This window comes from Streptomyces sp. NBC_01433 (genome assembly GCF_026340105.1).
Lineage (GTDB): Bacteria > Actinomycetota > Actinomycetes > Streptomycetales > Streptomycetaceae > Streptomyces.
In genome coordinates this window covers 1,063,433-1,076,006 of the sequence record NZ_JAPEPM010000002.1, presented here as the reverse complement: position 1 = coordinate 1,076,006, position 12,574 = coordinate 1,063,433, and the positions used below count along the sequence as shown (strand labels likewise).

Genomic DNA, 12,574 nt, shown 5'->3' with positions numbered 1-12,574 from the left:
GCGCCCCGGCCTGCCAATCCGTATGCAGCCACACCTCCGCCTGCTAGAGCAACCGCAATGCCGGAAGCCATCAGGTTTCTACGCCGTACCACTTCGACCTCACTCACTCCGATGAGCCCGTTGCCTCATCAACTTCTCACCTTGTCAACCGAAGCCCGCCCGCAACAGTGCTTTTACAGACGGCTCTCCGGAACACAGGTTCATGCTGGAACCGTTCAGCAGGGCAGGTCGGATGACAAGGGCCCGCCGAACGTTGCCAGTTCGCACTTCACCATGGCGTCCCCGTAGTTCTCGGTTGCCAAGACCGGGGCAGGGAGTTCCTGTCGGCCCGTACACCTGACAAGCCTGTGCACGGGAAGGATTTCGACGGTCACGACGATGAGGATGTGGAAGGCGGCACATTGCTGCGGGAGGCACGTGAGGATGCCGAGACTCTGCGGGGCCTGATCTTCTCCCCTTGGCTCGGCGCGGGACGGAGCCTGTTTCAGGCACGGACTCTGCTCGCTCGCTTTCCCTGGCTGAAGGAGTGGGCGAAGCCGTCACTGAGGGCCAAGGCGCGGTACCTGGAGACGCTTCGGGCCCAGGCGGCCCGGCTCGTAGACCCGGAGGAGTTCGTCGTAGCTGCTGCCGCAATGACTCTTCCCATGCCCGAGCTTCCGCGCGCGGACCCGGCCTTCGCGGTGCTCGGCGGCAACAGCCGGGTGTCCCGGGCGCTCGTGGACCTGTGGCGTCGGTGGCAGGGCGCGGCAGGGAGGCTCTGGGAAGGGCCGGGCGCGCGTGCGTACCTCTCGTACGAGATCGTGCGAGGCATCCGTAGCAGTCGGAAGGGTCACGACGCGGCCCGAGCCGAGGCCGCGCGCTTGATCGAGTCCTGGGAGGAACAGGCCAGGGCGGCAGCGACGTCGGTGGACCGGGCTCCGAGACGTCGGCTGACGGCGCAAGTGCCAGAAGCGTCCGAAGGCGCGCCACATCATGATGTCCCGGACTTCCTGGACGGGGCTGGATACGTGGACGCTCGGTGTGCTGGTCACGTGGACCGTGGATGCCGACTGGGGGAGCCGCGTCCTGACACGGGAAGTCCCTGGTCTCGTCGCCGAACGGCTGCTCGGCCCGGCGAGCGGCCTTCCGTGCAGCCCGGCCGACGGGACGGCGGATCTGCCCGAGCGTGACCGTGGCGCCGGAAGTCAGCAGGACATCGTTCGTCCAGGCATCTTCGATGACACCCCGGTCTTCGGCCGGCGCCTTGTCACACTCGATCACATCAGTGCGTTGCGCACGCTGGCGCCCGGTGCCGACCAGGTGTACCTCGTCTTCTCGGCGAGCGGGGGAGCGGAAGTGCTGCCTCTCGACACCATCGAGAGGCGGCTGGCCAAAGGGTGGCTGGGCGTCCTCATCGCAGGCGCCCGCGACCTGCCCGCCAGCGTGATCGGCCTGGAGAAGCCGGAGACCAGTCCCGAACCCGACGTGCGTGATGCTCAGCTACCTAGTCGCGGCCAAGGCGTCCACGGTCCGCACTTTGGTGAAAGTCTCGGCCTTGCCGAGGGCGGACGCCGAACCCTCCGCCAGACCTACGGCACCCAAGATCGGGATCTGAATCTTCGCCGGCTCGCCCTGGCGCGCGGCGCCCACGACCTGCGGAGACTGGACGCCAAGCGGTCTGGCGGACTGCCGGTGGCGGTATGGCACGGTCTGCTCACGGAAGACCGCCTCAACCTCGCGTCTTTCCAGAAGCCCGGCAGCGACCGGTGGCGAAGCGGAAGCGGCCTCCCTTTGGGTCCCTTGGCCGCAGTCCAGCTCTACACCACCAACGCCAACCCTCTGATCGAGGGCAAGGGCCACTCACTGCTATGCCGGCCGCCCATGAACGCGCGGTCGTGGCCGACGACGACCTTCTCACCATCGCCGACCGCATGGCTCGCACCGACTTCGACTGGTGCAGCAAGTGCGGTGGCTACGCCATATGCAGACTCACCGACTCCCAGCTCTCTCTCCCCCTCCTACTACCGTCCAGCTCACCGATTGCACGACATCAAAGGGCGACTCGACAGCGAGACCGGAATTCCTGGCACCGACGCCTCTACAGTGATCGCCTGCCTGGACGAACTGGCGGCCTGGCAGCCGGCCGATGAAGCAGAGTGGTGCAGCAGCGATTCCTGGCAATGGCAGGACACCATCCGCGAGCTCACACTGAAGGCCGCGAGGTCTCACGCCGTGACAGGCCCTGGCGGGAGCCAGCCGCTTGACCCGGCGGCGGCCCTTGGACGTGCGCGTCACGGACATGCCCCGTGGGGACCAGTTGGGGACCACACGGTATCCGCGCACGTGAACGGCACGCACGGCACCGCACACTATCCACCTTGATTTCTGGCCGTATGTGTAGACAAAAGGGATAGGCCCTACTCCTGGGGGTCAAGGGGTCGCAGGTTCAAATCCTGTTGTCCCGACTTTACGAAGTCGGAGGTCAAGGGGCCGTTTCAGAGAAGATCTGAAACGGCCCCTTAGCCATTCTTGGGGACTGGCTGGGGACCAGCGTGCTTGACCGGGGCGAAGCGCACCTCGACCCGGTCAAGGTGCGCCCCACGTGGTGGCAGCTCGTCGACACCCGCGCGTCCGGCAGAGCGGCACCGCCGCCGGGCCCCGTCGATGGTCGGCGTGGCCCGGTCGTACATCTCCCGCACCACGCCCTCCCCGTGCTCCCGTGTCCCCTGTACACCCCGGCGCTCCGGTCGCCGCTCACCCGCCGGATCCCGGAGGCCGCAGTGTCTCGGCGCGATCGGCGGGGCCGGTTGCGCGCATGCGGCTTCTTTCGGCCAACCATGGTTCCGATCACGGGATTTGACCCGTTCTCCTGCTAGCTTCGGCCGCAGCCTGAGGGAGTCGGGGGACTCATGGGACGGGAACGAGGCACGGGTACGTACGCGCACTCCCGCGCGGCGAGCGCGGCATGTGGAACGGGTGGTACGGGCGGGACGCGCCGGTGAGTACACCCACGCCGAGCCCGACCGGCACGGCGTCGCCGAGCCCCAGCCCGCCGCCCACCACGACACCGACACCCGGCGCGACGCAGCTGCCGTCGCCGGGGCAGCCATCGGGCTCGCCCGGCCCCCAGCCGACGCCGTCGCCGACCCCGAACGCGCCGCCGACCCCGCCGGTCCCCGGTCCGCCGTCCCAGCTGCCGCCGCCAGCCGCGCCCCCGGTGACCAGCCCGTGGACGGGCCCCGGCGGCATCGACGTCCAGCCGCTTCAGCTGTACCAGGTGTCAACGGCCCTCGCCGTCGAGCAACAGTCGTTCCACAAGGCGCTCGTGCAGTTCCTCGACGTTCACGCCGGCTACTCCAAGGTCGGCGGATCCGGCACTGTCACAGCGGAGTTCGCCACCCAGTACGCCGCGGTCGTCGCCCTGCTCATGGAGGTGCACGGCAAGGCCGTGGTCGCCATCGGCGGCGCGTCGGTCGGCTTCACCACCACAGCCAACAACTTCCGGCAGGCGGACGCGGCCACCCACCCGCTCAATCCACCCTTCACGCCACAGCCGCCGCCGCAGGTCATCACCGGCCCGCCGGTGTACACGGCCCCGCCGCCCTTCGGGGTGCGCGACGGCAACGCCGTCGACGACTTCGCGGACGTCTTCGACGGCGACATCCCCGGCTCCCTGATGCGCACCGTGATCGAGGAGGCGCTGCGCACCGGCCGCGCGCTGGAGATCCTGCCGCTCCCGAACTACCTCAGGGTCAACGAGCTCTCGCAGGCGTGGCTGCCGTACCAGACGGGCCTCGGCATCATCCAGGGACAGCTCACCGGCACCATCGACGCCATCACGGACCATGCCAACGGGGACTGGCACGGGGCGATGCTGCAGTTCGTATCGTCGGTGTGGGGCACGAAGGCCTGGGGCAAGAACACGGCCGGCTACGAGTGGGGGCACAATCCGCCGATCGGCGCGGGCACGAGCCTCCCCGTCTTCGGTGTTCTCAGCACCACGGCCCAAATCCTGGCCCAGGCCGTCCGCTCGTACGCGGAGGCCGCGCAGAAGGTCCGCACCGAGCTGCGCGAGATCCTGTACCGGGCCATCAAGGACGCCTTGGCTCTCCTCGACGTGACCGACCTCAAGGATTTCTTGGGGAACTTCTTCGAGCGCCTCAAGAAGCTGTGGAAGGGCCTGGGCGCCGCGGTGCTCCTCAGCATCGACACGGACGCCGTCAACAAGGCCGTCGACGCCTACGAGACCGCGCTGCGGGCCCAGACGGAGAAGGTGAAGGGCCTGCTCGAACCGCTGCGGGAGGCGTCGCGCGCGGTGCCGACCTTCGAGTCGCAGTCGGCGAGGGCGGAGGCGTTCGGGGCGCGCTCGCTCTTCGAGTTCGACCGGTCGATCGTCCCGCTCAACGAGCAGTCGCGGGACCCGAACAACAGGTTCGGCATCGACCTCGCCTCGATGGAGTGGGAGACCAACCCCTACCAGGCTTCCCCGAACGACCCGCTGAGGCCGGGGAAGGACGGCCACACGATCGACCGGCACGTCGGCCTCAGCCCGGACCAGCTGCGGATGCGCGTACGGGACCAGGGCGTCGACGCCTCGGCCTTCCAGGACCTGCCGGCCGCCCAGAAGCACGTCCAGGCCGCCCTGAACGACCCTGCCAACATCCAGACGATCGAGAACTGGATGAACAAGCAGAAGCAGAGGGTGGAGAACGGGACGTTCAACCCCGCCTCCTCGCCGCAATTGAGCGTCTTCACCGTGAAGGACGCGAACGGGGCGAACGTCGTGACGGGATCTTCCGTCTCGCAGTCCGACTTCGCCTCCCAGGGCTTCAACGCCCAGCCGACCCAGGTCCACAGCCTGAAGCTGGTCCTCGCCTACTCGCCGGATTCCGGGACGTTCTACGTCCGGACCACTTACCCGTACCCCCCGTAACATGCGCCACGTGATCTCGAAACAGGACGACTTGTTCACCTCGGGCGTTGTGGGGCTGCTGCTGCGCATCGCCGGCGCGTCGCGCAACCCGGGGGCCGCACCGTTGGAGGACGAACTCCAGCGGCTGTCCCGCTTCCTGCAGGATTCCAGGGCGATCGGCCACGTGATGCCGCTGGTGACCCTGGCCTCGCTGCTCGACCTCCTGGCCGACGAGGTCGGCACGGAGGCGTTCGGGACCAGGCCCGCCGCGTACCGCGAGGGGCTGGCGCGGGCGGCCGGCGACGATCCGCCGGCGGACTTCCTGCGCTTGCTGGCTTCGCTCCTCCGCGATCGCCGGTCGCTCTCGTACCCGGACCTGACGGAGCTGCCGCTGTCCGACTGGGAGGCAAGCGGACGCTTCTCACTGACCTCGGCCTTCGTCTCGTCGATGATCTCGGGAGAGTACGCCGATGAGGACGAGGCCCTGGCGGAAATCCTGACCAGCGAGCATCCCCAATGTGGGGAACTCGCCGACCTTGCCGGGGAGTTGCAGCGCCTCCTGTACCTGTTCCGCACGCCCGCCGAGCTCGAAGCCGCCTTCGCCGCAGTCATGCCCCATGTGACCCACGCCCGCGTCCGTTTCCTCCTCGACGCCGTCCACGCCCACTTCGCCGAGCAGCACTGACCCACCACCCCATCGCCCCGGAAGGAGCCGCCGCCATGACTGTCGACCCGAACCTCGCCGTGACGGAAGAGGACTTGAAGCGTCTCGCGGACGACCTGGACGCCATGCGGGCGCACATCGACGGGCAGGTGCGCCGGATGGACGCGATCGTCGACCGGGCCGAGGCGCGATGGCGCAGCGAGGCGGCGACGGCGTACCGGAAGCTGCACCGCGAGGCCGGGGCGGACGCCGTACGGGTCAGGGAGATCCTGGGAGTCCTGGCGGAAGCGGTCCGGATGAGCCGGGACGGGTTCACGCGCCAGGAGCTGGACATCCTGCGGCAGTTCCGGGCCGAGATGAAGAAGGTGGACATCGACGCCGAGGTACGCCAACTGTCCGGCGAGGGACCGGGTGGCGCGGGCCCCGGCGGCGGAGCGGCGCCGACCAGCAGGCTCAACGACATGTGAACGCACACCTGAACATCCACAACGCAGGGGGAAACGTGAATGACGAAGGCTCGATCACCGTCGACCTGGTCGCGCTGCGCGAGATAGCCGGCGACCTTGAGGACATCGTGAAGACGCTCAACGAGCGCCTGAGCGCGCTGTACGACCGCACGGTGCCGGTCGTCCTGGCCTGGCAGGGCGAGGCCCGCGAGGCATTCGTGGACGAACTCGACCGCTGGGACCGACAGATGGAGGACCTGCAGGCCGCGCAGAAGTGGCTGCACGCCGTCGTCACCACAGGCCACGCCAATTACTCCGCCGCCCAGCGGGCCACCCTGCGCGGCTGGGGCGGGGCCTGACATGACGACACCCCCCGCACCCCCCGCACCTCCCGCCCCGGTGCGCGCCGACCGCGCGGCGACCTTCCCGGACCGGGTGACCGCCCAGTGGGCCACCCAGCAGGTGATCGCGCTGAACGAGCAGGTCATCCACCGCTGGCTCGCCCAGTCCACCCGGCAGCGGCTCGTGATCGAGGCCGCCTGGCCCTCGCGGCCCGATCCGGTGGGCACGCTGCTCACCACGGGGATGGCGCTGGCCGGCCAGGAGCCGATCCCGGTGCGCGCCGCCCGGATCGTGCTCCGCCGGACCGGATCCGGCGAGACCGGCACGTACCCCTTCACCGTGCACTCCTCCCTGCCCGTCGACCTATAGAGGCCCCGTGTCCCTGAACCCCGCCGAGCACGACCGCAAGTACGGCGAGCTCGACCAGGTCGTCCGCGCTCACCTGAGCCTCGGTCCGCACGCTCCCGAGGCGGTGGCCGGCTATCTGCGGCAGACCTGGCGCACCCGGCCCTGGTCGATCGCCGTCGCTGCCGAGCAACTACGCGTCTACGCCGACAATCCGCCTGGGCGGCTGCGGGTGCGGCTCGGCGAGTACTACCGGCTGCCCGACGTGGGGCTGCCGCCCGAGGGGATACGGGACTGGCTCACGGGCCTCGCCGACCGGCTCGACGAGAGCCTGGCGAACGGCCAGGCGCCCCCGCCGGCCGCGCCCGCGACGCCATGGGAGTGGCGGGCCCGCTTCCCCGAGCTGGCGCAACTGCTCGGCGGCTGGTTCTCGCAGGACATGCCGGACGAGTTCGGCGACCATGAGGCCGCGCTCGCCGACTACCTGGAGGGCACCGACACGGGGCTCGCCGCCCAGCTGACGGGGGAGCTGCACGACCTCCTCGCCCTCGGCCTCGACGAGGACGGCCTGGCCCTGGCGCTGGTGACGCTCGGCGCGGAGGTCGAGCCCCCGGTGCCGTTCACCCCCGGCGGCTGGCTCGCCACGCTTGCCGCACGGCTGCGCGGCTGACCGGCCGGTTGCCCTCCGGGCCCGGCGGACATACGTGTCGCAGGCGGTAGCAGGGAAATCCGGTGCCGCCTTCCGCCTGTCATGACGGAGCGGCCGGACCGGTACCTCGATCGGCCGGGACCGGTTCAGAAAGCGAACGGCCGGGGCTGGGGTTCCCGAGGCAGGTCAGAGCACCCTTTCGGGTGACTCTCAGGAGAGGCGTGGACGGCTAGCCTTTTTGTGTCCGATGGAGCACCGTCCGGCGAGGGAATTCCCTCTGCGGTGCTGTCGCGTGATCAACCGTGGGGGAGTCCCCCCGTACGGCAGGTACCAGCAGCGGGGGACCGGCAAGCACGCGCGTCCGCCCGATGGCCGCAGTTCTCGGAGGCCGGGGTTCTGGCCCTTCCGGTCGTGTCTGTGGCACCGCGCCGCCGAAAGGCTGTGGTCATGAAGAACGTCTCAGGAGACCCCGCGCAGAAGAACGTGAAGGCGGTTGACCACGGGGTGCCGAGCGATCCGTCCGCGTTACCCGCGCCGCCCGTGGTCCCGGGGCGCCTCCCGGTCCTCGGTCACCTCGCCGCCATGCTCCGCGACCCTCTCGGCTTCATGGCCTCCCTGCTGCCCCTGGCCGATGTGGTCACCATCTACGTCGGCAGACGACCGGTCCATGTCGCCAACTCGCTCGACCTGGTCCATTCCATGCTGGTCACCGACGCCGGTCACTTCACGCGCGGGCTCTTGTTCGAGAAGGCCGAGAAGGTCGTGGGACCCGGTCTGACCATGGTCGAGGGTGAGCCGCACAGGAGGCAGCGCAAACTGGTCCAGCCGGCCTTCGGGCCACGTCAGATCGAGCGGTACACCCATTCCATGATCGAGCTGGCGGCGGCCAGGGTCGGGTCCTGGCAGCCGGGCCGGACGATGGACGTGGACCGGCAGATGTACGACCTCGGCGTGGACATCTTCACCCGCGTGCTGTTTCGCAGCGCGCTCGACGCCGACTCGGCGGCGCGGGTGAAGCAGGCGACCGCCGGGATCATGGCGGGGATGGTCGCCCATTCGCTCTATCCGGCGGAGTGGATGGAGAAGCTGCCGATCCCGCTGAACCGCCGGTTCCGGCGCGCCGACGCGCAGATGACGGATGCCGTCGACCGGATCATCGCCCACTACCGGCACGCTGACGCGGCCGGTCACGACGGGGCGGCGATGCTGGACGTGCTCATGGCCGAGGGCGAGCGGACGACCGGTCAGCGCATGAACGACACGGAGTTGCGGACCGAGATCGTCCACCTCCTGGTCGCCGGAGCCGAAGGGCCCGGAGCGTCCCTGGCATGGCTGTTCCACGAGCTGAGCCGGCACCCCGACATCGAGCGGCAGCTGGTCGACGAGCTCACCACCGTCCTGGGCGACGGACCACTCACGCTGGAGAACCTCGCCGACCTCACCTTCACCCGGGCCGTGGTGAAGGAGTCCTTGCGGGTGCACGCCCCGACCTGGCTGCTGACCCGCCGTACCGAGGACTGCGTCGACCTCGGCGGATACCGCATCCCGGCGGGCGGCGAGGTCGCGTTCAGCCTCACCACCCTGCACCGCCACGCACCTCAGTACGAGAACCCCGGCCGGTTCGACCCGCAGCGCTGGCTCGACGGCCGGAGCGCCAACGTGCCGCGCAGCGCGTACATGCCCTTCGGCACAGGCAAGCACAAATGCGTGGGGGACCACTTCACTCTGCAGGTGGTGCTGGTCTGCGTCGCGACCATCGCCCGGCAGTGGCGACTCGTGCCCAAGCCGGGCATCCGCGTCCGCGAGAGGCCGGTGGCGCTGGTGCGGCCGGGCGGTCTGCTCATGGACGTGGTGGCCCGGTAGCGGGCCCTGACGGGCAGAAAGGTGCGCCGCCATGCCTCAGGGCGTCGACACGTACATTCCCTTTCCCCGGCGCGTCAGCCCGGACGCCGACCGTGCCACCGCCGGCCATCTCGTCTGGCCGTCGTCCTTCGGCCTCCTGCGCGACCTGGACGCCGTGCGACGCCACGCGCGCGGGGGATATCCCGAACTGGCGGGCAGGTTCCATCCCTCCGCGACCGGCGCCGATCTCGACCTGGGCGTCGACCAGCAGAGCTGGTTCTTCCTGTTCGACGACGCCTTCGACGGCTCCATGGGTCAGGATCCGGAGCGCGCGAAGAAGCTCACCCACGTCGTTGCCGAGGTGCTGGAAGCCCCCTCGCCCCCTCCTCCGACGCGGGCTTCGCCCCCGCTCGCCCTCGCCTTCGCCGACCTCTGGGAACGCAGCCGCGACGGCATGTCGGAGCGCTGGCAAGCGCGTGCGGCCGCGAACTGGCACGCCTACCTCGCCGGACATGTGACCGAAGCCGCCAACCGGTCAGGGGGAGTCGGCCCGTCATCCACCGGTCATGTGACGCTCCGCCGGGACACCTGCGGGGTTCCGCCCATCCTCGACATCGCCGAGCGTCTCGGACGCTTCGAGATCGCCGAACGGGCGTACCACAGCACCCTCGTCACCACCCTGCGGCACCTCGCCGCAGAGGTCGTCACCCTCGACAACGAGATCATTTCCCTGGAGAAGGAAGAGGCGCTCGGCGACAACAACCTCGTCCTGATCATCGAACGGGAGGAACACCGCTCCCGGACCGAGTCCATCACCCTGATCTGCGACATGATCCGCGCGCGCACCGAACGCTTCCTCGCACTGGAACGGCGACTGCCCCAACTGTGCGACAGCCTCCGCCTAGACGAAGCCGAACGGGCGTCCCAGCGGCGCTACCAGAACGACGCCCTGCGCACCGTCATGCGCGGTGCGCACGACTGGCAGCAGCACTGCTCCCGCTACACGTCCTGACACGTCCGCCGACCCTGCTCGCCCTGACGGAGCGGTGCGCGCGAGCCGGGTGAAGTGCTGCCGACCGTCATGTCGCACCCTCTCCGCGCCCGCACCTTCCGTCACACTGCGCACTGTGACGGATGCACAGAGTCGTGGAGCCGCAGGTCCGGCCGGTCCGCCGGGCCCGGCCGCGGGGTCGCCCGGACTGGGCGAGGAGCAACTGCGGGTGCTGCGGCGGGTGGGGCGGGAATGGGGGCGGGTGTCGGCGGCTCCGGAGGTGTGGCGCCGCGCCCTGCCGGTGGATCCCGACCTGGGGAGGTTCCCGCCCGTGGCGGAGATCCAGCCGGCCGGGTTCGGCCGTCTGGTGAGCATCTCCGCGCTCGGGCCACGCACGGCGGGAGAACAGGTCGATACGGAGGAGCTGCCCGCGGGACGGCTGGGCCGTGCGGGGCTACGGGCCCGGCGGGTGCTGCTGGGCGCGGCGCTGAAGAGTTCCGCCCTCGTGACCGAGCGGATGCGCAAGGCGCTGGCGCTGCCGGTGCTGTCGGCCGACGCGTTGTCGTCGGTCGCCTACGGCCCGGAGGCGATGCTCGCGGTCCTCGTGCTGGCCGGTGCGGCGGGGCTCGCGTACTCGTTTCCGGTCGCCGCGGCGATTGTGTTCCTGATGTTCGCGGTGGGGCTGTCCTACCGTCAGACGATCCGGGCGTATCCGCACGGCGGCGGGTCGTACATCGTCGCGAGCGACAATTTGGGCCCGGTGCCCGGACTGATGGCCGCCGCCGGGCTGATGACCGACTACATCCTCACCGTGGCCGTGTCGATCGCCTCGGGGATCGCGGCGATCACTTCGGCGATTCCCTCGCTGGCCTCCGCGACGGTACCCATGGGCGTCGGGGTGGTCGTCCTTCTCCTGGCGGGGAATCTACGGGGGGTCCGGCAGGCCGGAGCCCTGTTCGCGGCCCCGACCTACGCCTTCATCGTCGCGATGTTCGCGCTGATCGCCTTCGGTCTGGCGGACTCGGCGGGCCGGGGATTCGAGCCGCGCCCGGCCCCGGCACTGGCCGTCACCGAGACCGTCGGTCTGCTGCTGATCATGCGGGCCTTCTCCTCGGGTGCCACGGCGATGACCGGTATCGAGGCGATCTCCAACGCGGTACCGGCGTTCAAGCCCGTCGAATGGCGCAACGCCCGTACGACCCTGACGTGGATGGTGTCGCTCCTCATCGCGATGTTCGCCGGGATCGTGGCGCTCGTCCATCTCGCCGGGGTGGTGCCCAGGGGGCAGGAGACCGTGCTTTCCCAGCTCGCCCATCTGAGCTTCGGCTCGGGGTGGATGTATGTCTTCATCCAGGCGGCCACCGCCGCGGTACTGCTGCTGGCCGCGAACACCGCGTACAACGACTTCCCCCGGGTGCTCTCCCTGCTGGCGCGCGACGGCTACGCGCCGAGGGTGTTCATGCGGATGGGCGACCGCCTCGCCTACAGCAACGGGATCGTCCTGCTCTCGCTGGCCGCCGCCCTGGTGTTCGTGGCGTTCGACGGTCTGACCGGCGCGCTGATCCCGCTGTACGCCGTCGGGGTCTTCCTCGCCTTCACGCTCTCGCAGGCGGGGATGGTCGTCCACTGGTGGCGGCTGCGTGATCGCCACTGGCGCAAGAGCCTGATCTTCAACGCCGTGGGCGGTCTGCTGTCGGCCGTGGTCTTCATCACCGCGGGCATCAGCAAGTTCACCTCCGGGGCGTGGGTGGCCATCGTCGCGGTCGTCCTGTTCCTGCTGGTGACCACGCGGATCCGCCGCCATTACGAGTCCGCCCACGCGGCCCTGCGACTGCATCCGCACGCCATCGAACTGCCCGCGCACGGTGCGGAAGGGCCGCTGCCGGGACAGCCGCCGCTCGTTGCTCCCGAAGGGCCCGCCGCGCCCGCGGACGGAAGCGGGGAGGACGAGGAATTCCCGGAGGAGATCCGTCATCTCTCGGTCGTCTCCGTCGCCGCACTCGACCTCGCCGGCATGCGGGCCCTCGCCTACGCGGCCTCGCTCCAGCAGCCCGTCCTCGCCCTCCATATCGGCCTCACCGAGGAGGAGGCCCGGCGCTTCCGCGGTTACTGGACCCTGTGGGGCGACCATCTGCCCCTGGAGATCGTCATCTCCCCCTACCGGGCCGTCGTCGCACCGCTCGTCCACTACATCGAAGCACTCCACCGACAGCACCCCGATCTCACCCTCACCGTCATCCTCCCCGAGATCGTCACCCGGCACCGACGGCACCAACTCCTCCACAGCCGCACCGCCACCCGCCTGCGCCGCGCCCTGCGCCCCCTCCCCAAGATCGTCATCACCACCGTGCCCTTCCACCTGTAGTCCGCGACCGGCCGACGGCGGCGACCGAGCGGGCCGGGC

At 69.8% G+C, this 12,574-nt stretch carries 11 protein-coding genes; 10 read left to right on the top strand and 1 reads right to left on the bottom strand.

Features of this window, described 5'->3' with window-relative positions:
* Positions 1-972 precede the first annotated feature (972 nt).
* A complete protein-coding gene (locus OG413_RS32315; protein WP_266811801.1) occupies positions 973-2,361 on the top strand; it encodes a hypothetical protein in 1,389 nt (462 codons plus the stop codon).
* 525 nt (positions 2,362-2,886) lie between these two features.
* Here the strand turns inward: OG413_RS32315 and OG413_RS32310 are convergent.
* Entirely contained in the window at positions 2,887-3,228 is a 342-nt protein-coding gene (locus tag OG413_RS32310; protein ID WP_266811800.1) for a hypothetical protein, read from the bottom strand.
* Positions 3,229-3,256: 28 nt separating this feature from the next.
* Between OG413_RS32310 and OG413_RS32305 the strand changes: the two genes are divergently transcribed.
* From OG413_RS32305 to OG413_RS32265, 9 genes are all read left to right on the top strand, one after another.
* Positions 3,257-4,912, top strand: a complete 1,656-nt coding sequence (locus OG413_RS32305; protein ID WP_266811798.1) for an RNase A-like domain-containing protein — start codon at positions 3,257-3,259, stop codon at positions 4,910-4,912.
* Positions 4,913-4,922: 10 nt separating this feature from the next.
* Positions 4,923-5,576, top strand: a complete 654-nt coding sequence (locus tag OG413_RS32300) for a hypothetical protein (RefSeq protein ID WP_266811796.1) — start codon at positions 4,923-4,925, stop codon at positions 5,574-5,576.
* A 35-nt stretch (positions 5,577-5,611) separates the two neighbouring features.
* Positions 5,612-6,022, top strand: coding sequence for a WXG100 family type VII secretion target (locus OG413_RS32295; RefSeq protein WP_266811794.1), 411 nt, complete (start codon positions 5,612-5,614; stop codon positions 6,020-6,022).
* A gap of 35 nt (positions 6,023-6,057) precedes the next feature.
* A complete protein-coding gene (locus OG413_RS32290; protein WP_266811792.1) occupies positions 6,058-6,360 on the top strand; it encodes a WXG100 family type VII secretion target in 303 nt (100 codons plus the stop codon).
* 1 nt (position 6,361) lies between these two features.
* Complete coding sequence (locus OG413_RS32285; RefSeq protein ID WP_266811791.1) at positions 6,362-6,712, top strand: RNase A-like domain-containing protein; 351 nt, start codon at positions 6,362-6,364, stop codon at positions 6,710-6,712.
* Between the two features lie 7 nt (positions 6,713-6,719).
* Positions 6,720-7,358 carry a contact-dependent growth inhibition system immunity protein gene (locus OG413_RS32280; RefSeq protein ID WP_266811789.1) on the top strand — a complete coding sequence of 213 codons (639 nt, stop codon included), beginning with the start codon at positions 6,720-6,722 and terminating at the stop codon, positions 7,356-7,358.
* A gap of 426 nt (positions 7,359-7,784) precedes the next feature.
* Positions 7,785-9,200: a cytochrome P450 gene (locus OG413_RS32275; RefSeq protein WP_266811787.1), complete on the top strand. Its 1,416-nt coding sequence runs from the start codon at positions 7,785-7,787 to the stop codon at positions 9,198-9,200.
* A 31-nt stretch (positions 9,201-9,231) separates the two neighbouring features.
* Positions 9,232-10,191 (top strand): pentalenene synthase, encoded by a 960-nt coding sequence (locus tag OG413_RS32270; protein WP_266811786.1) that lies wholly within the window; start codon positions 9,232-9,234, stop codon positions 10,189-10,191.
* A gap of 496 nt (positions 10,192-10,687) precedes the next feature.
* The gene (locus tag OG413_RS32265; RefSeq protein WP_266813206.1) at positions 10,688-12,535 is read left to right on the top strand and encodes an APC family permease; all 1,848 of its coding nucleotides are present in this window, start codon (positions 10,688-10,690) and stop codon (positions 12,533-12,535) included.
* Positions 12,536-12,574: the final 39 nt, after the last annotated feature.